Raw genomic sequence first — 22,696 nt, forward strand, 5'->3', positions numbered from 1 at the left:
AAATATATAAAAATACATAGAAATTTTTTGGTACTTCTTCAAATTTCCATAACTGTAAACCAAACTATTTTTTAAAATGACTTTCATCTTTCAATATCCAATATCCTATCCCTTGCAATTTGATACAACAAGGATTAGTCAAATTCTCACACTATACCTAAGTTTAGTTGTTAATCATCAATTTCCCTTTCCCTATCACCACACCATTTTCCAGTACTTCAAAGAAATAAACCCCTGCTTTTAAATCACTTCTATTCAACAACAGTCTATTACCACCAGCGTTTGTAACGCCACTACAACACCAGCTATCTCTCAACCTAATCAATCGGAAGCCGAAAGTAATAAGTAGCAATCTCCCTATTTTCACAGAGTTGCGAGCCAATTTGGCGTATAGTTGGAGTTTTGCTTCTAAAAAGAAGAAGGGAACTGCAGTAAAATAAAAAAAACGCCTATTGATTGTCCATCAATAGGCGTTTTTTATTTGATTATTGGGTGGATGATGGGAATTGAACCCACGACCTCTGGAACCACAATCCAGCGCTCTAACCAACTGAGCTACAACCACCATTTTTTGAAGTAAAAAAACAAATAACAACTCATTCGTTTTTTAGCAGCGCAAATTTACACCTTTTAAACTATTTTCAAAGCACTAAAGTTCCTTTCTACTAAAAAAAATCAGGCAATATGATTTTTTTTGAAGATATTGCAGTCATTCTCTAACCCTATACAGCCCTAAAACCACAAATGAACACTCCCACTACTGGACAAATCATGGTAACTATTGGGATTGCAGCATTGCTCTGTATAGCTCCTTTTTTGCACATTCCACTACTCCAAAATCCCACTTTGCATCTATTGCTCACCTTGCCAGTTGTTGTATGGGGTTTGTATTATCTAAGCGACAGTTGGCACATAGACACCAATCGAAAAACACTGCACAACAATGTTTTGTGGTTTGTTGCCCTGCTCACTTTGTGGACTTTGAGCCTAGTGCATTACATAGCAGCAGAACAACAAACGCCCTATTTCTGGCAGGCACTTGCTGTCTTCACGAGTTTTTCGTTGGTGAGTTTGTACCTATTAGAAACCCTGCAAAAGCACACTTCTACGCATGAATTTCGGTTATGCGACCTAAAAGAACAACTGCTGAACACAGCCCCCTTCAATGCCGCACTAACCATTTATGCAGGTGACTTAATTCCGATAGATGGCAGAGTCGTCTCGGGCGAAGGATTGGTAAACGAATCTGCTCTAACGGGCAATAATCTGCTGCAAGACAAACACAAGGACATGAAAGTATGGGCAGGTAGTCAACTGGAATTGGGGCAGTTGAACATTGTTTCTTTTGAAAAAAACGAAGACCCCTCTCCCACTTTTCTGGCCCAATCTTTAGAGCAGCTTCAACGATTGAAACGACATTTTCCGTCCGAACATCTATGGATGCGCTACTTCAACAATGCCTTTGTAATCGCTGTATTCTCTTGGGCTTCAATGCTCGCTTATGGACGTTATCAAGCACTCAGCAGCATAGAACCTGCCCTGCCTGCCCTTCAAATAGGAACCAATGTTCTCACCCTTTTCGCTAGCCTGCTCATCGTCGTTTGCCCGATAGCCTTGGCAACCGTTGTTCCTTTGGCTTATAGGCGGACGTTGGATCAATTGTTTCAAAAAGGGATTCGCCTTCAAAACAGCTTGGTCATTAAAAAAATAGCTGCACTCAAATCCATGATTTTCAGCAAAACAGGTGTCTTGACTACAGGCATTTTCCACATCCACAATTTCCACACGACCATTTCCTCCAATGACTTCAAAGCCATACTATTGGCTCTTGAAGCACACAGTCAACATCCTTTCGGCAAAGCCATCATAGCGCATTTTGAAGGAGAAGTCCAACCTTTAGCACTGCAAGAGGTTCGCTCTATACACGGTTTGGGCATCATGGGAAAGGATGCAAGCGGCAACACCTATATGGCTGGTGCTTACAACATTGCAGCGGAATTAACCAAAGAAGACGGCCACAGCGTGTATGTATTGGTCAACAATCAATTGGTCGGTTGGCTCGATTTGAAAGACCGCCTGAGAGAAGAAGCAGAACCTTGTGTGTCTGCATTGAAGGAACTGCAATTGAAGGTGATGCTGCTCAGTGGTGACAGGGAAATCCCTACTCAATACATCGCCCAAAAAATGGGTATTCAAGAATATCATTTTCAACAATTTCCCGAACAAAAAAAGGCAATCCTTCAGCAAATTCAAACGGAAGGTTTGGCGGGAATGATTGTAGAACATCCGACAGAAGAAAATTTATTGAAGCAAGTATCTGTGGGCATGACCTTCGAAAACCTGCCTGAGCAGCACACCTCCAATCAAACAACAACAGAAGTTGCCATTTTTAACCACCGTCTGCTACTCGTCAATGAACTGATAGCAATGTGTAGGTCATTGGTGCTTCGTGTTCGATGGATAAGCATTTTTGCGATTGTTTACAATATTTCTATGGTCATTCTTGCGAGTTTGGGTTATTTTTCCCTTATATTAGCAGCAATTTGCAGTTTTACTGTATGGGCTATCACATTCTTATTCTTGAAAATATAATTCTTACTTCAAAAAATCCAATACCATGAGTTATTCCTCGACCGAAAAAATTGAATTTAGAAAGATTCGCAGTTTTAGTGATCATATCAACGCGACAGCTATGTTTACTCGGCAAAATATAGTACCCATGATCAAAATATTGATGCAGGTTGCAGGAGTTTACATTGCAGTGGGGCTGGTTTTACTCATCATGTGCTTCTATTTTGGACTAGTAGATTTGATGAATTTAACTGATATAAACGGTATCGAAAACCTCAATTGGAGTATGATTGGAGGGCTTTCATTTTTGGCTATTGTTATGTTCATCATTGGCAGTATTTTTTATACCGCTGCTGGCTATCGTTATATCTTAGAATACATTACCCAAGACAACTACAACAGCCTCACTATTAGCGACATAAAACGCTATTTAGGGCGAGACAGCAAAATCGTATTTTTCTCCTACATGGGTTTGTTTCTCATGTTTTTTGCATCCATGTTCATCGCCATCATACCATTTTTAGGTGCTTTGACTGTATTTTTTGGCTGGATTTATCTGAGCATTCCGATTTCCTTCATTTTCCTACTCCGCATCCACGAAAAAATCGGCTTTTCAGATGCTATCAAAAGGTGTATGTATCTTATAAAAGATCATTGGTGGGAAACTTTCGGTTTGTACCTTGTTACTGCCTTACTTTTATACAGCATCAGTGCTGTTCCCAGTCTGTTTTCCAATTTTGGATTTCAAATTGGCAGTATGCTTGACTCCGAGGCGATTGGCAAACTTCTTTTTGGCGTTTTTTACGTCATTTCCATTCTCGTCAGTCTGCTCACCAGCGTTGTTTTTTCCATTCTCATTGCCTTCCGTTATTTCAGTTTGGTAGAACTCAAGGAAGGGGTCAATATGATGGAACGCATACAGGACATTGGTTTGGGAGAAACAACCGAAAATGATTGGCGGTAGTTTTTTCAAGGGGTGAGACTTCGAAAGTTCCCTTTTCAGAACATACTGATTTTCAAGCCTTCCATGTCTTTAGAAACAAAACTTCCGAAGTCTTTACCGCTTTTTTTGCAGCCCTACAATTTTCGCACCTCATCCCCTAAGCGAATCGCTCCTCCCTGCAATACCCTTGCGGTAATACCTCCGTGACCACGCATCGCATTGTAGCCACCTGCGCCCAAGTTTTGTTCCATTCGAGAACAAGGGTGACACAAGCCCCGTTGTTTCCAACACCGCCTCCCCTATCCGAAACTGCTTTTCTTTCAATGCCAGCAGATTGATGCCCCGCACCACAATGTTTCGGCGGGTCAAAAGCGGGTCAATCACCTCCAAGCCCAACATTGAAGCCACACTGTCCAAATGCTCCCCCTGAATCAAGGTCACCTGCCGTTTGCCACTGCCTCCACCATAATGATCACCCAACAGTCCTTGTTCGGTATCTGCTTCCACACTTTCTACTGTCTGCAAAGAGCCTCTTTTTTCGGGGCGAATCCCAATCCATGTCACCCGTCCAACTTGTGGAAGCGTGTCAAAAAGTTCTTGTAGGGTTTTTGTCATTGTCGTTAAAATTTCTGTATCAACTATTTGAACTTGAATTTTGAGTTTGTTTTGAATTTTCCTCACTGCTCAATCTCCTTCAATTCAGACCAATCAATAATCCCCACATCCGAATCATCGTACTGAAAAGTGCGGGGTGCAAAAGCGGGAATCGTGCCACGTCCAACCGCAAATTCCTCCTCCAATATACGTCCAATATCCGTTTTCGAGCGTTTCGAGTCGTTTTCAAATTGCTGCTTCACCGCCTTCTTTTTCATGTATTTGATGTCGGGGTCAAAAGCATCTCCCTGCATCACAAGATGCAGATTTACACCGCCATTCGGATTTTTATCTGGGTCTATTTCCTTGTTTTTCTTCTTGAATTTGCCCAACAAAATATCCAACAGATTCACCCGCACATAGTACAAAATGCGGTTCTCAAAAGTATGCAAACCTGAAAAGGTGATGCGGGTCACATTGGAGTTGATAAACATCGTGGGAATACGCATTTTTTGGTGGGCAATTTGGATTTGATTTTCCAAACGAGCAAATCGCACCCGCTCCAACTCCGAAACTTTCACAAAAGCAGAAAGCGACTTCATTGGCTCAAAATCAATCAATTCGCCATCATCAATCGCCACATCCGCCGCCATCAACAACTTAGGCATATCCAATTCCAGCCGCTTATTGAAGTAAGCCTTGAGGTGCATTTTGGTCGAAAGCGTACCTTTGATATTCTTGTCCGTCATCATGGTTTGCCCAAAATTGTCCATTTCCTCAAACAACTGCTGCACATCAATTCCCTGAGCATCCATCCCCAATTTGACAATCAGTCCCTCGTTTTTATTAACCGAAAAATCACCCCTCAAATCCACCTTTCCCTCTGCAATTTTCATCAAAATCTGTTCGATGATAAACTCCGTATTGTTGAAAGTCAGTTCTCCTTCAATGTCTTCAATCGTCAATTTCTCCCGCTGCAATTTTTCAATATGTGGTCGAATTCTACCGACAATATAATCCTGCCTATCGCTGCTAATATACACTGCATCAACCAATTTTGTTGAATCCACTTCTGCGGTTTCCTCTTCTGAGCGAAATTCCAAAAGTTCGTCCATGCTGATAAAATCGGAGGTTAAATCCAAATCCGCTTTAATTGGACGACTCAACACCACCGAATCTTTCATCGCACTTTGAAACAACAAAGGCACAAAACGCTCCAGTTTCCCATTGAGTTGAATATCGCTTTTATCGAGGTCAATTTGAAGGTCTTTTAGCTGCAAATCACCATTATTGACCACCATTTCGCCCTCCATCTTTTCGACCCAATGACTGTTGTATTTAAACACTACATCCTTGGCTTTCAAGTTCCCTTGCATAGTTGGATAGGTGGTATCGTAGTTGTAAAATTCCTCCAAACCGCCCACCATTTTCAACTTGTCCACCTTTACATTTCCATCCAATTTGTCCAACCCAAACTCCCCTGCCATCGAGCGAAAAGCTTTGAGATACACCAAACCATCAAACGATACATTCAGTTGCGGTTTTTCAAAATTGGTGATTTTGGCGTAAGCTTGCAGCAATTCACCCGCCATTTCAAAACTCACATTTTCGATATTCAATTCTGAAGTGCGTTGGTTCTGACTGCTTCCATTCGTAAACGCTCCCTTCAAGCGCATATTTTTCAGTGGGTAATCCAGTTTTTCGTGACTCACACTGCCCTTCTCCAACTCAAAATTCACATTTACTTGCGGCTGTTGATAGGGTGAATATTTGCCCTTTACCGTTGCATCAAACAACATTTCGCCACTACTACTCAGCCCCTCCAAGTTGCTTTTGTATTCATTGGGCATCATATTCAGTACTTTAGCAAACGCCAAATCTACTCCTTTGAGCTTCAAATCGTAATTGGAGTAACCCTGAAAAAATTGCAGCGTACCATTCATTTCAAATACATTCCCTTCAATGTCCAAACTGCTTTTCTGAAAAGTGTAGAGTTCTTTGATCCAGTCAATATCCATTTGCAGGTTCAAAGCCGCTTTTTTATTGGGCAAATAATCCGTTTGTCCGATGTAAAACTGCTTGCTCTCAATGTTTCCTTTGGCGTTCAAAACATAGTGATTCGCCCCAAAATCTCCTGCAAAAGTACCGTCGGGAATTGTGAAGGTAAATTCTTGTTCGAGCGGCTCGTCAATGTAGTGCACTTCAATGTTGTACAATTCCGTTTGTTGTAAACTCAACATCATATCCTCCTCCGCAGCAGCCTCTGGATCGGTATTTATACTGTCTTCTTCCTTCAAAATATCGTAGTTGATTTGTCCTTCCTGCAAAGTTCGCAAATTGAGTTGTCCATCTCGGATGACCAATTTTTGAATGCGGTAGCTATTCGCAAACACATCTCCCCAATTCAGCAAAAAAGCCATCTGCTCGGTTTCCAATAAGTTTCGCTTACTATTCGGAAGGCTTTCTCGTATGGATACTTTATTGAGGGTCAGCGAAGCATAGGGAAAATCACTGATAAACGAAAAACCAATATCGCCTTTGATGATGAGTTCGGTGGTGAGGTTGTTGTTGATTTGTCGAATCAAAAAGTTTTCCACCTTTTCTTCAAAGAAAGTAGCGGTTGCCACAATCAGAATCAAGGCAAAAATGATTAGTGTTAGGAATATTTTGATGAAACGCATAGTATTTGGTGGTTTGGCTTGGTTTGGTTGGCTTTGTAAAAATAAGGGAATTTATTGGCTTCACCTACCTTACTGTTGCCCAAGTTGAAACTCTGACAGGAGTTGAAAACCTCTCAACAGTTGAACAATAAACACGCAAGTCACTCCAACTGTTGTCAAGGTCTTTGACAGTTGACAAAGTTTTCGTTTGTATTCATTGGCGATTTCTTTTTTCCCTTCAAAAAATAATCCACAACAATGCTCCCTTTATACCATCCAAGTTGATTCGGTTGTACTGAAATCTGTACTTTATTCACCCATTTTTGCGTAGTGCTGCGTTTTCGCTGCCACTTCAAAAGATGGCTAAAAAAATTAAACTGTGCCTTCAAAGTAGCTTTACAATCTGCAAAATCACCTGATAACAAAAACTTTAGGGCTGCAATCAAATCCAATGCAATGCGAAAAGGAAAAAGAGTAAAGAGCTGCAATGTCGTCAAATTCTTGTACATCATCGCCAAACTATTGCGGAAATTGAGGTAGAGTTTTCGGGGATTTCCTTGCGGCAAAGTGCCTCCACCTACATGATACACAGCGGAATTGGGGTGGTAAAAAATACGGTACCCCGCTCGCTTCAACCGCCAACAAAGGTCAATTTCTTCCATGTGGGCAAAAAAATCACCATCCAAACCTCCTATTTCATGGTACAAATTGGCTCGAATAAACAGTGCCGCACCACTTGCCCAAAACACCTCACTGATATCTTCATACTGCCCTACATCTTCTTCGCAATGGTCAAAAAAACGCCCTCTGCAAAAAGTATAACCAAATCGATCCATCATTCCTCCTGCTGCTCCTGCATATTCAAACTGGGTTTTGTGGTGAAAAGCCAAAATTTTGGGCTGACAGGCTGCAATGCTTTTGTTGGATTCCATGAGGTCAATGATGGGGTGAATCCAATTTTCGGTGACTTCCACATCCGAATTGAGCAGCACATAATAGTCTGCCTCCACCTGCTTCAATGCTTCATTGTACCCCCTTGCAAAACCATAATTTTCAGCATTTTGGATAATTCTGATTGAAGGAAAACTGGAGCCAACAAAGGCAACTGATTCATCCGTTGAAGCATTGTCGGCTAGATAAATGTCGAGGTTTTTATACTTTGAAGCAAGTACCGATGGCAGAAATTTTTGAAGGAAATGAATCCCATTCCAATTGAGAATGACGACAGCTACTTTGGGAGATTTTGAAGACAATTTCTTGATTTTTATTAATTTTTAAGATTACGGAGGTACAAAGACACAGAGGTTTGGGTATTTGAAGAAGATGGGCGTTTTTTAGTGTTGGCTTGAGATAATTTCCATCGTCCAATCTTTCACATTACATTCTTTGCTATCAAAACTGATTCCAACTAGAATGATTTGTTTTGACGTGTTTTTGAAGGCCTCGGCATATTTTTGTTCTTTTATTTGCTCAATCGCTTTATATGGCTTTGCATCCAATTTGAATTCCATGATATAGATATAATCATCAACTTCAATTTTGGCATCAATTCGACCCTGATGTTTGCTCATTTCCGCATCAATGTGCAGTCCTAAAAATTTGATAAGCAAGTAAATGATGCTGTGAAAATACCCTTCCCAAGCCTTAAACAATTTGGCTTCGTCTTCGGCTGTTGGTTCTTTTTTGTTGTGTTTGGGATGCAATTGGTAAGCAATATCGGAAAAGATGATTTTAAGTTGGTCAATAAAACTCTCTAAATCATTTTTATACAAGGCATCCTGAATGTACAACAATGCTTGATCAACTACTGAAGCTACTTGATGGGAACGGTATTCCATTAGGTTTTTCAAAAATGATTCTTCGACTTCTTGATTGGGATAACCCAAAGTATAAGTTGCCCTTCCTTTTCTAAAGGTTTTTTGTTTGACCGTCAAATAACCTGTTTGAAAAAGCAAATGATTGAAGTCTATGTTTTTGATGGAGAAGGTATCAAAAGAATGAGCACTCAACTTAACTTTGTCTATGTATTCAAGGTTTATATTCTGCTTTTTAATAAACTTCAGCAACAAAGTAGGTGTTCCCGAGGCAAACCAGAAATTGGCAATTTCGTTTTTTTTGAAAAAATTGAGAATAGAGAAAGGATTGTAAACAAAGGTTTTCCCATCCCATGAATAGCCATTGTACCAACGCTTCAATTCTTTCAATAAGCTCTTATGTGTCAAACCCAAGTTAGCAGTAGCCTGAGGAATATAGGGTTCAAAATAGGCTTCGAGTTCCGTTTGGGTAATGCCACAAATATCTATAGTTGAAGGGTCTAAGGTAAGGTCGTCTAAATTGTTTAGTTCTGAAAAAATGGAGGTTTTAGAAAATTTAGAAATGCCTGTAATGAATAAAAAATGAAGGTGTTTTGCTACTACTCCATCTTTTAATGCCCCGTACATATTTTTTAGTATATCTCTATTTTCCTCCGCTTTTTTTTCATCATCAATATAGTCTATAATGGGCTTGTCGTATTCATCAATCAAAATAACAATTCGTTGTTCAACAGATAACAATTCAATCAGTTTGGTGAGTTTGTCTTTTGAGGTATGGGTATCTAATTTTACATTATGTCTTTCTCCAATCAAATCAATATACTTACAAAGTGCCGTTTCTAAATCTGTATTTTTGTAATCAATTTCAGTTAAAGAAATACGAATGACAGGACGTGGCTTCCAATCTATTTTGTCATAGATCCATAAATCTTTGAACAACTCTTTGTCTCCTGCAAAAATATGTTCCATGATAGAAACTATCAAAGATTTTCCAAAGCGTCGAGGGCGTGAGAAGAAATTCGGTTTGCTTCCTGTAATGACATTGTAGATTTGTTGAGTTTTATCTACGTATAACCGATTATCTTCAATAATGGCTCGAAAATCGGATTCTCCTATGGGTAATTTCTGCATCATGTTTCGAAGATACTAATTTTTTAATTTTGATTGTGGTTTTAATTTTCATTTTACTTACTTTGTACTCATGCAGCAAATCGAATTTAACAAAGAATTTGAACAGGCTTTGAACCTGATGGAAAATACGGACGAACACGTTTTTTTGACGGGTCGTGCCGGAACGGGCAAATCTACGCTGTTGCAGCATTTTAGGCAAACGACGAAGAAAAAAGCAGTGATTTTGGCTCCAACGGGTGTTGCGGCCATCAATGTGAAAGGACAAACGATTCACTCTTTTTTTGGATTTCCGCCACATCCCGTTAGTTCCGACCACATTCGCAAGCGCAAAGACCGCAAGCTGTTTGAAGAATTGGATGTGATTATCATTGACGAAATTTCGATGGTGCGGGCAGATATGTTGGATGCCATTAATTATTTTATGCGTGTCAATGGCAAATACCGCAGCCGCCCTTTTGGCGGAGTACAGATGATTTTTATTGGCGATTTGTTTCAGTTGCCACCTGTGGTGTCCAATGATGTCGAAAAACGCTTGTTTGAATTTATGTACGAAACACCGTTTTTTTACAGTTCGCAGGTACTCTACAATGTGGATGTGAAGTACATCGAATTGAAGAAAGTATATCGGCAAAAGGATGGTCATTTTTTGGGTTTATTGGACCAGATTCGCACCAAAAACCTCGATTATTTCACGCTTCGCCACCTCAATGAACGCTACAAACCTTATTTCGTTCCTCCAAAAGCAGAAAAGTTCATTACTTTGACTTCAACAAATGCGATTGCTCAACGCATCAATGAGGCAGAGTTGGAAAAATTATCCACCAAAAGGCATTTGTATCAGGGTTCTATTGAAGGAAAATTTGAAGATAGGAGGTTGCCAAACGATATGTTGTTGAACTTCAAAGAAGGAGCGCAGGTAATGTTTGTCAGAAACGATCCTTATCAACGGTGGGTGAATGGTACGATTGGCACGATTCAATATTTGGATGCCGACACAATCAGTGTACGAGTAGAAACAGAGAAAGGTGAGGTCGTACATACAGTGGGTAAGGAAAAATGGGAGTTGTTGAAGTATGTTTACAATGAAGAGAAAAGTAATATTGATACGGAAGTGTTGGGTAGTTTTGAGCAATATCCTTTGAAGTTGGCTTGGGCGATTACGATTCACAAGAGTCAAGGCAAAACTTTTGATAAGGTATTGATTGACATGGGGCGTAGAGGAGCTTTTGCGCCTGGGCAAATCTATGTAGCTCTGAGTCGCTGTACGACATTGGAGGGTATTGTATTGAAAAATCCCATCAAATACAATGATATTATTGTGGATGAACGTGTATTGGAGTTTGCGGCGGTAGCAGGGATTTACCGTTGAAGAGAAGTTGAGAGCCTATTAAAATTTAAAGCCAAGGTAAACCCTAATAATCGCAGTGGATTGACAGAATTTATTTTTACTGTTGCTACTTTTGGACGCTCTTTTTCGGTATTAGAGGCTAAACTCGCTCTTGAAAATCTTAAATGTAAGAATTTACGTTTGAAGAAAAAGCAAACAAGCACGGGGTGAGTTTTTCACTAAAATAATACGGGGGAACTTTTTACACGTGTTTGGGCAGTCTAGTACAACAAAAAAATTAAATAAATGGCAGCTGTTTAGTATTCAAATATCGTCTATGGTACATCATATATCCTTCCTATTTGGAGAACCATTTTTATACACATTATCAGGTAGATTTAAGATTACATGATATATAAAGTTTGATTTTTAAGTCACGACAAGGGGTAGAACAACCTTTTATGTTACCACTTATTTAGTAAAAGTTGTACTAGTACAGTGACTGGTGATTAGTTTTTAAAACTATTAATTGTCAGTTCTTTGTGCAAAAAATAATTTGCCACTTATCTGGTTTATGCTGTAATTAGAGTTAAAGACTACATTTTTTTCCTTCTTTTGTACTATTTCCTACCTTTTTGGGTAGCAAAAAATATACTGCTCAGGTCTCCTTTTGCAATGTTTAGCATTTTTTATTCAAAATATTGATTTTCAATATTTTTATATTGCAAATTTCCTACCTTCCTTATATTCAAAATGTAAAATTATTGTTTCCTAAATGTTAAAAAACATCTTTTTTAGTATAAAGTATGCAACCATCTGCACCTTTATTCCTACATAATTATGTGAGGAACTTCCTACACAAATATGCTTAGATGACTACATGAAAAGACATCTATGATTGAAATAAAAAAATAATAATACTATTTATTTTTTAATGTATTTTTCACAAAAAAAGAAAAGCATGAAAAGATTTTACGGATTTTGCATTCTTATGCTTGCACTTTGTGTGCAATTTCAAGTTTTTGCACAGGGACGTACCGTTACAGGAACTATCGCTGATGATGGCGAGCCTTTACCTGGCGTTAGTATTGTCGTAACGGGAACTACTGTTGGAACAGTTACCGACATTGATGGTAAATTTTCTTTACAAGTTCCTGCTGATGCAAAAAAGCTGACAGTATCTTATGTGGGCTACGATAGCCAAACATTAGATATTGGTTCTCAAACTACTTTCAATGTTAACCTAAAAGCAGGTGTTGACTTGGAAGAGGTAGTAGTAACCGCTTTGAACATCTCTCGGGAGAAGAAAGCATTGGGTTACTCTGTTCAACAAGTAGGTGGAGATGACTTAACAGGTGCTCGTGATGCCAACGTTTTGAACGCACTTTCTGGTAAGGTATCTGGTGTACAGATTACTGGTGCCTCTGGTAGTGTAGGATCTTCTTCTCGTGTAGTTATTCGCGGATCAAGTTCTATACGTGGTGATAGCCAACCATTATTTGTTATCAATGGTGTACCTATTGACAATGGTACCTACCACACAGATGATGGATTAGGTTCAGTAGATTATGGTAATGCTGCTTCTGATTTGAACCCAGAAGATATTGAATCTCTTACTGTATTGAAAGGTCCTAATGCTTCTGCATTGTATGGTTCTCGTGCAACAAATGGGGTAATTTTGATTACTACCAAAACTGGTAAAGGTGCTAGGAAAGGTTGGAGTGTAGATTACTCAGGTAATGTTGCTTTCTCCAATCCCTTCAAGTTGCCTGACTACCAAAACAAATTTGGTCAAGGTGTAGGTCATCAGTTCTCTTATGTAGATGGTGCTGGAGGTGGTTTGAATGATGGGGTAGATGAAAGTTGGGGACCTTCTTTTGATACTAGCATCAACGAAAACGATGGCATAGACAACGATGGTGATGGTGAGATTGACGAAACTGGCGAGGCTGCATTGTTGGATCAGTACAGTGGTGCACAACAACCGTGGGTAGCTCAACCTGATAACGTTAGAGATATTTTTGAAACGGGAGTGGCGATTACTAATAATGTTGCGATTTCAAGTAATGCAGAAAATGTACACGCTCGTTTGTCTTATACAAATGTAGATCAAACAGGTATGGTTCCTAATACAGATTACAAAAAGAACAGTGTAAATTTGAACTTTGGTGTAAATGTAGGGCCTAAGATTGATGTAGAATCCAATATTATCTATACCAATACATCTTCAGATAACCGTCCTGGTACGGGTTATGCTGGTGATAACATTTTGCAGCAGTTTATTTGGTCTGGTCGTCAAATTGATACAAAAGATTTGCGGGCTAACTGGAATACATTTGATGAGTATGGAAATGTGTACAACTGGAATCACAACTACCAAAACAATCCTTTCTTCACACTTTTCAAAAACGTGAAACCAACACAGCGTGACCGTATTACTGGACACTTAGGAGCAGGATACAAAATAACAGATTGGATGACCTTGAAAGGTAAAGTGATGACAGATCTTTACTCGGAAAATAGAAAACGTATTTTTGCACAAGGTACAGCAGATTACCCAAGTGGCCGTTTTGAAGAAGATGAATTTTATGTAAAAGAGTTCAACTCTGAAATAACATTGAATATTGACCGCAAATTGTCGGATGATTTGAATCTAAACTTCATTGCAGGGGCTAATCACCGTAAATTGGATTATACTCGTAGTTCTATTACTGTTGAATCATTGACAGTACCTGATATTTACAACGTAGGTAATGCCAATGGTAACCCATTAGTTGAGCAAGTCACTAACGAAAAAGAAGTGAATTCTGTATTCGGTATGTTGTCTTTGGGCTTCAAAGATTTCTTGTTCTTAGATGTAACTGGACGTAATGACTGGGCATCTACATTGCCTGTAGCAGAAAATTCTTATTTCTATCCATCTGTCAACTTGAGTCTATCTTTGGTAGAAGCATTGGGACTTTCTTCTAATTTTGATTTGTTGAAAGTGAGAGGATCTTGGGCACAAGTGGGTTCTGATACAGATCCTTATCGCTTGGCAACTACTTTCCAATCTGCTACATCTTGGAATGGTGTTCCAAGGTTTACAGAAGGTAATAACCTTCCTCCTGCGGTTTTGAAACCAGAACGCACGACTTCTATTGAAGTAGGGTTGGAATCGAGAATGTTCTTAAACCGAGTTGGTTTGGATGTGACTTACTACAATGCTGCTACGGATGATCAAATTCTTTCAGTGGATTCTTCTCCAACTACTGGTTATTCTTTCCGTACCTTGAATGCTGGTACTATTGAGAACAATGGTGTGGAAGTCATGTTGAATGTAACTCCTATCAAAACAACAGACTTTTCTTGGGACTTAACTTTGAACTGGTCTAAAAATACTTCTACTGTAAAAGATCTTCCTGATGGGGTAGATGCAGTTCGTATTGGGCGCTATTGGGGCTTAGATTTGGAAGCTCGTGAAGGACAACCTTATGGTACTTTTAGAGGAGGAAAAGCCTTATATCATGATGGACAATTGGTATTAGATGGTGGTTTACCTCAATTGGATCCTGAAGGTAATGCTGTATTGGGAAATATTCAACCTGATTGGTTGGGAGGCATTCGCAATAGCTTTAGCTACAAAAATTTGGATATGAGCTTCTTGATTGACATCAAAAAAGGTGGAGATATTTTCTCAATGACCAATATGTGGGGACGTTACTCGGGAGTACTAGAGGAATCATTGGAAGGTCGCAATACGACTGATGAAATCATGAATGGTTATGTTTACGAAGGGGTTATTGACAATGGTGATGGTACTTACCGTCCAAATGATGTGCCTATGGATGCCGAAAGTTGGAATGCATTTTTCTACTATGCATTAGCTGGTCATGATCGTTCTGTATTTGATGGGGGTTATATCAAATTGCGTGAAGTAACTTTGAACTACCGTATCCCTTCTTCTGTATTCAAAAATACACCTATCCAAAGATTGTCTTTGGGAGTATATGGTCGTAATTTGTGGTTGATTGATTCAAATGCACCTCATATTGATCCTGAAACTTCTTTTGGTAATGAATATGGCGTTCAAGGTTTTGAGTTTGGTCAATTGCCATCTGCAAGAACCTTTGGTATCACTTTGAGTGCTGGATTCTAATCCATATAGTTATAATTTTAATCAAATAATGTTTTGATTGTTTAATAAAGACTTTACATTCTCCACCGAATAGATTTTTATTAGGTGGAGAGTGAAGTTCTTTATGACAGATACATTCCATTTCCAATCTTACTTTATTAAAGTAAGCAGGTCACTGGAGATATCCATTTATCAAAAAATAAAATAAAATGAAAAATATATTAATCAAATTTTTATTAATTATCATGCTCATACCCCTCACCTTTACTGCGTGTACAGATGATTTTGAGCAAATGAACGTCAATCCAAATCAACCAACTGCGGTTCCCAATACCAACTTATTAGTTTCGTCCATTACAAGTGGAACCAGAAGAATTCTTGGAGAGAATTTTAACATGACCTATGCAGGTTTGTGGTCTCAACAGTATGCTAAAATTCAGTATATTGATGAAGACAAATATGCTTATCGTAGTGATGCATTTGATAGTCATTGGGGACGCCTGTATGCAGGGGCATTATTGACTAGTGGTTTAGTTGTTCCAGGACCTTTACAAGACCTGCAAATCATTATCAACAAAACTGGGTCAGATGAACCGAATATGAAAGCTGCAGCAATGGTGATGCAGGCATATTATTTCAGTGTGATGACAGATATGTGGGGAGATATTCCTTATTCTGAAGCATTGAAAGGTACAGAGGCTATTCAGCCTAAATTCGACACACAGGAATCGATTTATAAAGATTTAGAACAAAAATTAGCTACTGCCGCATCGATGTTTGACGAAGGTGCAGATGACTTGGGGCAAGGAGATGTATTGTATGGTGGTGATATTAGCAAATGGCGCAAATTTGCCAATACACTTCGTGCAAGAATTTTGAACCGCTACAAGCACAAAGATGCTGCCGCTGCAAGTGCTTTGACTGCGCTTTTGAATTCTGGTGATTTGATGACAAGCAATGCGGATGATGCAGATTTGTATTACACAAGTGGCGCAGCAGATACAACAAATCCTATTTATGAGAATCGCAACATAGATAACCGTGTGGATCACGCAGTAAGTAAGACTATGGTTGACCTTTTATCATCTATCAATGATCCTCGTCTTCCTGTAATTGCAGCATCTAATGATGAAGGAAACTATGTTGGCCAGCCAAATGGTTCTGTTCAGCCTGTGCGCTTAACCGCTGTTTCTTATGTAGGCAGTGCTTTCATAGACGACCCTACTGCTCCTACTTGCATTATTACCTATGCTGAATTAATGTTCATCAAAGCAGAGGCAATGAATGATAAACAGGCATATATGGATGGAATCACTGCTTCTATGGATAAAATGGGAGTCTCTGCAGATCAAGACTATATGGATGCAGCAAGTGCTTTTTACGATACAGATGCACTAGAAGCGATTATTACGCATAAATGGATTACTCTTTTTGGAAATGGTCCAGAAGCTTATACTGAATACAGAAGAACCAAATATCCTGCTTCAATTCAGGAGGTTCCTCAATCTGTCTATCCTGGTAGAGGCATTCCTCACCGTTTTGCCTATCCAACTTCTGAATATTTGGTAAATGAAACCAACCTACAGGCTGCAATTGAAAGTCAGGGACTTTCTGATGATGCAAGTGGTGTATTTGGAAATGAAATGTGGTGGATAATGAGATAAGTATTAAACAATTTTTTACTTCTATTTTTTGGATAAATGAAAGTCCCGTTACCGTAAGGTCGGGGCTTTTTTTTGTTTGGAAACAAAGCATCGAAGCGAATGTTATATACAAAATAAAGCATCTTTCAATTTTTTTTAAACACAAACTTCACTTTGAACAAGAAAAAAATCATCAACGACCCTGTTTACGGTTTCCTCAATATTCCCCACAAAATGGTGTTCAACCTCATAGAACATCCTTATTTTCAACGACTCAGACGGATTCAACAGTTAGGGCTTACTTCTTTGGTTTATCCTGGCGCATTGCATACACGTTTTCATCATGCCCTTGGTGCAACACACTTGATGAAGCAAGCAATTGAAGGATTGAGGGCAAAGAAAGTGAAAATCAACCAAGAAGAAGGAAAAGCTGCAATTACTGCTATTTTGATGCACGATATTGGACATGGCCCATTTTCTCACGCTTTGGAACACAGTATTGTGGCCCACGTTCCACACGAAATGTTGTCGCTTTTGTTTATGGAACGATTGAACAAAGAGTTTGGAGGTCGTTTGGATTTGGCGATTGAAATTTTCAAAGGTGACTATCATAAAGCTTTTTTACACGAGTTGGTATCAAGTCAACTGGATATGGATAGGTTGGACTATTTGAGTCGTGATAGTTTTTTTACAGGCGTACAAGAAGGAGTTGTTGGTTCGGATAGAATCATCAAAATGTTGGCAGTCAGAAACAATCATTTGGTCGTGGAGGAAAAAGGCATCTATTCCATCGAAAAATTTTTGATTGCTCGCCGATTGATGTATTGGCAAGTGTATCTTCACAAAACGGTTATTGCAGCAGAATTGATGTTGCTTAAAATCTTGCAAAGAGCCAAAAAATTGATTCAAAATGGACATGAGCTGTTTGCAACTCCTGCTTTGCAGTTTTTTCTTCAAAATGAGTTCAGTTTAGAGGATTTTTACAACCATGAAAATATACTTGAAAAATTTGCTTTGTTAGACGATACGGATATTTTGGCATCTATTAAGGTTTGGCAATTTTATCAAAAAGATATCGTATTGAAGGAGTTGTGCAAAGGAATTATGCAGCGAAAACTATTGAAGATAGAATTGGGACACGAATTGATTTCACCACAAAAAGTAGAGGAATACACTCAAATTGTCGCCAAAAAATACAAAATTAGCTCGGAAGATGCCTGCTATTTGGTTTTTGTAGGAGAAACGAGCAACAGTGCTTACACGCACAAAGGCTCTCAAATCAATATTTTGTACAAAGATGAAAACATTAAAAATATTACCGATGCTTCTGACTATTTCAATATTGAAATGTTGGCAAATCCTGTAGTGAAGCATTATATTTGTTATCCAGAAATTGTACGAAAAACATTGAAGTAGAGGCGATTTTGGACTTTGCTTTGGGTTTGAAACTGTATTTACCTCACCCTTTTCTTCCTATTCCTTTCATAATCTTCAAAAATAAACTCGCCCAATTTATCCAATCCCGAATAGTATGCTTTGCCATTGTTTACCTTCGTAAATTCCCGTACAAACTGTTGAAGATAAGGGTCAGTAGCAATCATAAAAGTGGTAATCGGAATCTTCAATTTGCGGCAACGACCTGCTAAATTGAGCGTGCGGTTGAGGATTCTTGGGTCTAAGCCCCAACTTACCTTGGTGTATTTATTGCCCTCTTTGATACAAGTAGGTTTTCCATCGGTTATCATAAATATTTGCTTGTTGGCCGTTTTTTTGCGTCGAAGTATATCCATCGCCAACTCCAATCCTGCAACAGTATTGGTGTGGTAAGGTCCCACCTGCAAATAAGGAAGGTCTTTTATTTGAATCTGCCAAGCATCGTTTCCAAATACGATAATATCCAGTGTATCTTTTGGATATTTGGTCGTAATCAATTCCGAAAGAGCCATTGCCACTTTTTTAGCAGGTGTGATGCGGTCTTCACCATACAAAATCATGGAGTGCGAAATATCTATCATCAGCACCGTTGAGTTTTGAGTTTTGTACTCATTCTCTTGCACTTCAAGATCATCTTCGGTAAGCATAAAATTGTTGATGCCATGCTGAATTTGTGCATTTCGCAAAGAGTCAGTCATAGCGATTTTGTCCAAAGAATCTCCAAACTCAAATTTTCGGCGGTCAGAAGTAGTTTCCTCACCGCTTCCACTAAAAGGAGTACGGTGATTTCCTTGTCGTCCTTTCTTCAATTTGCCAAATATCTGATCCAAAGAACGCTTGCGAATCAATTGCTCTGATTTTGCCGTCATTTTGAAGCCTGCAGGATTCCGCAAATTGCCGTCTCCGTCAATATATCCCTGCTTTTTCAAATCTTCAATAAAATCTTCCATTGTATAATCCTCCGTTGTCAGATTGTACTGCTCGTCAAGTTGTTGAAGCCAGTCTAAGGCTTCTTGTACATCACCAGAAGTGTAGGTAAGGAGTTCCATAAACGCCTCCAACAATTTTTCGAAAGTGGAACGATTGTCTTCCTCAGGAACGTATTGTCCAAAACGGTAGCCTATCATGTTTTTTTGTTAATTGGTGAATTTGTTCTCAAGGAACTAATCTACGAAAATTTTTCTATAATATCACTACAACACTTAAAGTCATGGTAAGTTCAAGGATTACAGTTGCGAGATTAAGGCACAATTGTTTCGTCAAACAACTCGTCCAAATAATAATCCCTTGTGCTGCTTTGGTAAGCATCTCTACAAGTTCCTGTTCCGCTTCGCATAATGCTTACACATAGATTGTTGTCAAAGTTATCTTCACGATGTCCTCTACCCAAAACACAATGACCGAGTTCGTGAAAGACCACCATTTCTCGCCATCGGCTAGCAGCACGATTCCAAAAAGTCTGGTCTATACCTATGTGATTGGGATTTCTTGAATTGTAATTGCAGACACCCGCCACATCATCGGGATGTAGCTCTTCAATAGCTGCTGTTAAGTTCAAACTGTTTAGGTCAATTGTTTGCCCCCTTTCAGCCGCTTCCTTTTCAAAACGAGCAAAATAAACCCAGAGTTCTTCGGCAACATTTGGGTAAGTTCCTTCCGCTATTGTAGCAGTATCTTCAATGGTAGAAATAGTTTCATAATCTTTGGTACAGGCGGAAACCAAAACATAAGTGAGGACAACGAATACAAATAGATTTCGCATAGTGAAATATTTTTTGGGATGAAGTGAAGAAAAATATGCTTCAATAACTGTAAAACATCGCTTATATATTTTGACATTCACCCTATTTTTGCTGCGATAGTGCAATGAGTTTGCTATTTTTGCAGAATTCACCATACAAATCAATTTTTCTGCCATGCAACTGACTTTTGACACCGTTTCATCTTTTGCAGAGCTTGCCATGCAAGGGATTCAGCGAGAATACCCCAATAAATTAGGGCAGGTTTTGGGGAGCAATGCTGATTTGAAAACACCTCGACAATTGCATCCTGCTTTTTACGGTTGCTTCGATTGGCATTCGGCGGTACACAGTCATTGGATGTTGGTGACGCTGCTGCAAAAGTTTCCCGACTTGCCGCAAGCTGTCAAGATTCGCCAAATCATTTACCAACATTTTACCAAAGAAAACATACAGCAAGAAGTCGCTTTTTTTCATACTCCTCACAACCAAACTTTTGAGCGCACGTATGGTTGGGCGTGGCTGTTGAAGTTGTCCGAAACCTTATTGAAGTGGGAGGACGAGGATGCGGTGGTTTGGCACAAACATTTGCAGCCATTGACCGATTTGATGATTAAAAAGTATTTTGATTTTTTACCCAAACTTAACTATCCGATTCGCACGGGACAACATCCGAATACTGCTTTTGGATTGAGTTTTGCGTGGGATTATGCCATTGCAGTTGGAAATGAAGCATTGAAGAAATTAATTGAAGAAAAGGCTAAAGTGTTCTTTTTGACCGACAAAAATGCGCCTGCCAATTGGGAACCCAATGGGTTTGACTTTTTTTCCCCAAGCCTGCAAGAAGCAGCTTTAATGAGTCGCATTTTGCAGCCAACAGATTTTGAAGTTTGGCTAAAAGGGTTTTTGCCCAATTTAACAGACGGCAATCCCGAAAATTTGTTCACACCCGTTTCGGTGACAGATAGAAGCGATGGGAAACTGGTGCATTTAGATGGTTTGAATTTGTCGAGAGCATGGTGTTTTCGAGAAGTTGTGAAAACTTTGCCGATTGCTCAACAAAGCATATTGAAGGCAGCATCAGACAGGCATTTAGCTGCTGCGCTGCCCAATGTGACGAGTGGAGATTATGCGGGAGAACATTGGTTGGCGAGTTTTGCTATATATGCTCTTTTCTCAGCAAATCATTCACCGTCTTGACAGGATTGAAAGTAAGAATAGGCACTTCCACAAAAACGGTATTCCAATCCGCCATTGCTCCATTCCAAAGTCCTGGTAATTCTTGGGCCTTCAATTCACGGCCATCCTTTGATTTTTGGGTGATAAAGCCCGTCTGTGAATCCCGAAAATCGAGCAGGTCAAATCGTTCCCCTTTGTAGTTTTTGGTAGCACAGACTAAATCAACAGGATTGAAGTGAGAAGCATGGTGCAGAATTGATTGCTGCTCGTCATTTTGGGGATTTATTTGTGAACTTTCCACAATTTGAAGCGAAATACTTCCATCTGCATTTTCTGCCCAAAATGGGCCGCCGCCTGGTTCCCCAACATTTTTCACCATTCCACAAACTCGTATTGGACGATTTAATTTTTGGTAAACATAGTCGGCTTTTTCGGAGGTAGTCAATTTGTGAAAATGGTCGGGTAGAATCGTACAAAGTTCCTTTTGTAGAAAATGAGTGACTTCTTCATTAAGGGATTCATTCGTTTTTTGTACTTCTAACTGCTGCAAAAAGCTAAAGATTTTTTCTTGATAATCCATTAATACACCTCCAATGAGTTTTTTGTAGGTGAAAGTCGTATCTTTCAAATGATCTGGCACTACATTGTCAATGTTTTTAATAAACACAATGTCAATCACTTCCCCCAATTCGTTCAAGTTTTCAATCAATGCGCCGTGCCCTCCAGGACGAAACAAAATGCTGCCATCTTCTTCTCTAAATGGAGCATTGTGCATATCCACTGCAATGGTATCTGTGTGAGCATGTTGTTCAGAAAAACTCACTTCAAAATGTACTTCAAAAAGCTCCTCGTACTTTGCACGAACCTTTTGCAGTAATGCCTCAAATCGGGAACGATGCTCGGGCGAAACGGTGAAATGCAGATAAACTTTTCCATTTGTATTTCGGCTATAATCAGCTCCTTCAACGAGATGTTCTTCAAAAGGAGTTCGCACAACATTCCCCCCATAAAGATGAAATTTGAGCAGACCTTTGGGAAGGTTGCCATAGTCCAAACCTTTTGCAGTCAATAAATACGCAAAAATAGGAGTGTAATTTTGAGTATCTAATAAATCTTGTAGATTGTGACCATCTATTGCCAAAACTCGCTTCAATTCTTCGTAAAATGCAAAGTGTTTTATTTGATTCAGAAAATGTAAAGCAGCGGGATACTTTTGGATAAGAGAGTTATCGGATTGATAGGCTTCAAATAAATCTTTGAACATTCGACTTGCAGCACCAGAAGCAGGAACAAACTTGCCGATTCGATGGTGTTTGCTAGCTTCTTCAAAGTTTTCAATCATTTGTTTTTTTTGTGAATCATTGAAGCGCAAAATGCCCTCTCCAATGGTAGCAGCTTTCACAAGATTCATGAAAGGAAAACCCTGTCGAAAATTTTGAATTTGGGTCTCTAAGGTTTCCAATGAGATGCCTTTTTGAGAAATAGATGTGAGGTCTTTTGCCGAAAACATGGTATCGTATTTTGCTATTAAAGAAAAAAAACTG

The 22,696-nt window shown here is 39.2% G+C and carries 15 protein-coding genes and 1 tRNA gene; 7 read left to right on the forward strand and 9 right to left on the reverse strand.

Features of this window, described 5'->3' with window-relative positions:
• Window positions 1-163: 163 nt before the first annotated feature.
• Window positions 164-382: a hypothetical protein gene (locus R3E32_06380; protein ID MEZ4884351.1), complete on the reverse strand. Its 219-nt coding sequence runs from the start codon at window positions 380-382 to the stop codon at window positions 164-166.
• Between the two features lie 109 nt (window positions 383-491).
• Window positions 492-565: transfer RNA gene (locus R3E32_06385), tRNA-His, on the reverse strand.
• A 179-nt stretch (window positions 566-744) separates the two neighbouring features.
• On the opposite strand from R3E32_06385, the gene R3E32_06390 reads away from it, so the two are divergent.
• Window positions 745-2,592, forward strand: coding sequence for an HAD-IC family P-type ATPase (locus tag R3E32_06390; protein ID MEZ4884352.1), 1,848 nt, complete (start codon window positions 745-747; stop codon window positions 2,590-2,592).
• Between the two features lie 25 nt (window positions 2,593-2,617).
• On the forward strand, window positions 2,618-3,535 hold the full coding sequence (locus R3E32_06395; protein ID MEZ4884353.1) for a hypothetical protein: 918 nt from the start codon (window positions 2,618-2,620) through the stop codon (window positions 3,533-3,535).
• 129 nt (window positions 3,536-3,664) lie between these two features.
• Here R3E32_06395 and R3E32_06400 read toward each other — a convergent pair whose 3' ends face one another.
• From R3E32_06400 to R3E32_06415, 4 genes are all read right to left on the reverse strand, one after another.
• Window positions 3,665-4,129 carry a hypothetical protein gene (locus R3E32_06400; protein ID MEZ4884354.1) on the reverse strand — a complete coding sequence of 155 codons (465 nt, stop codon included), beginning with the start codon at window positions 4,127-4,129 and terminating at the stop codon, window positions 3,665-3,667.
• Window positions 4,130-4,191: 62 nt separating this feature from the next.
• Window positions 4,192-6,789, reverse strand: coding sequence for an AsmA-like C-terminal region-containing protein (locus tag R3E32_06405; protein ID MEZ4884355.1), 2,598 nt, complete (start codon window positions 6,787-6,789; stop codon window positions 4,192-4,194).
• Between the two features lie 155 nt (window positions 6,790-6,944).
• Window positions 6,945-8,021, reverse strand: coding sequence for a glycosyltransferase family 2 protein (locus tag R3E32_06410; GenBank protein MEZ4884356.1), 1,077 nt, complete (start codon window positions 8,019-8,021; stop codon window positions 6,945-6,947).
• A gap of 81 nt (window positions 8,022-8,102) precedes the next feature.
• On the reverse strand, window positions 8,103-9,716 hold the full coding sequence (locus tag R3E32_06415; protein MEZ4884357.1) for an AAA family ATPase: 1,614 nt from the start codon (window positions 9,714-9,716) through the stop codon (window positions 8,103-8,105).
• A 67-nt stretch (window positions 9,717-9,783) separates the two neighbouring features.
• Here R3E32_06415 and R3E32_06420 point away from each other — a divergent pair, with 67 nt between their 5' ends.
• The 4 genes from R3E32_06420 (at window position 9,784) to R3E32_06435 (ending at window position 18,216) form a co-directional block, all read left to right on the forward strand.
• On the forward strand, window positions 9,784-11,082 hold the full coding sequence (locus tag R3E32_06420; GenBank protein MEZ4884358.1) for a DEAD/DEAH box helicase: 1,299 nt from the start codon (window positions 9,784-9,786) through the stop codon (window positions 11,080-11,082).
• 919 nt (window positions 11,083-12,001) lie between these two features.
• Window positions 12,002-15,178 carry a SusC/RagA family TonB-linked outer membrane protein gene (locus R3E32_06425; protein ID MEZ4884359.1) on the forward strand — a complete coding sequence of 1,059 codons (3,177 nt, stop codon included), beginning with the start codon at window positions 12,002-12,004 and terminating at the stop codon, window positions 15,176-15,178.
• Window positions 15,179-15,366: 188 nt separating this feature from the next.
• Window positions 15,367-16,821, forward strand: a complete 1,455-nt coding sequence (locus R3E32_06430) for a SusD/RagB family nutrient-binding outer membrane lipoprotein (protein ID MEZ4884360.1) — start codon at window positions 15,367-15,369, stop codon at window positions 16,819-16,821.
• Window positions 16,822-16,974: 153 nt separating this feature from the next.
• On the forward strand, window positions 16,975-18,216 hold the full coding sequence (locus R3E32_06435) for an HD domain-containing protein (GenBank protein ID MEZ4884361.1): 1,242 nt from the start codon (window positions 16,975-16,977) through the stop codon (window positions 18,214-18,216).
• A 38-nt stretch (window positions 18,217-18,254) separates the two neighbouring features.
• On the opposite strand, the gene R3E32_06440 is transcribed toward R3E32_06435, so the two are convergent.
• Together R3E32_06440 and R3E32_06445 are read right to left on the reverse strand one after the other, a co-directional pair.
• Window positions 18,255-19,361, reverse strand: a complete 1,107-nt coding sequence (locus R3E32_06440) for a VWA domain-containing protein (GenBank protein ID MEZ4884362.1) — start codon at window positions 19,359-19,361, stop codon at window positions 18,255-18,257.
• Between the two features lie 113 nt (window positions 19,362-19,474).
• On the reverse strand, window positions 19,475-19,996 hold the full coding sequence (locus R3E32_06445; GenBank protein ID MEZ4884363.1) for a hypothetical protein: 522 nt from the start codon (window positions 19,994-19,996) through the stop codon (window positions 19,475-19,477).
• A 154-nt stretch (window positions 19,997-20,150) separates the two neighbouring features.
• Here R3E32_06445 and R3E32_06450 point away from each other — a divergent pair, with 154 nt between their 5' ends.
• A complete protein-coding gene (locus R3E32_06450) occupies window positions 20,151-21,173 on the forward strand; it encodes a DUF2891 domain-containing protein (protein ID MEZ4884364.1) in 1,023 nt (340 codons plus the stop codon).
• Here R3E32_06450 and R3E32_06455 read toward each other — a convergent pair.
• Window positions 21,133-22,662 carry a DUF4301 family protein gene (locus R3E32_06455; protein MEZ4884365.1) on the reverse strand — a complete coding sequence of 510 codons (1,530 nt, stop codon included), beginning with the start codon at window positions 22,660-22,662 and terminating at the stop codon, window positions 21,133-21,135. The two genes, R3E32_06450 and R3E32_06455, sit on opposite strands and share 41 nt — an antisense overlap.
• Window positions 22,663-22,696: the final 34 nt, after the last annotated feature.

Source organism: Chitinophagales bacterium (genome assembly GCA_041392475.1).
In the GTDB taxonomy this organism is placed as follows: domain Bacteria; phylum Bacteroidota; class Bacteroidia; order Chitinophagales; family UBA2359; genus JAUHXA01.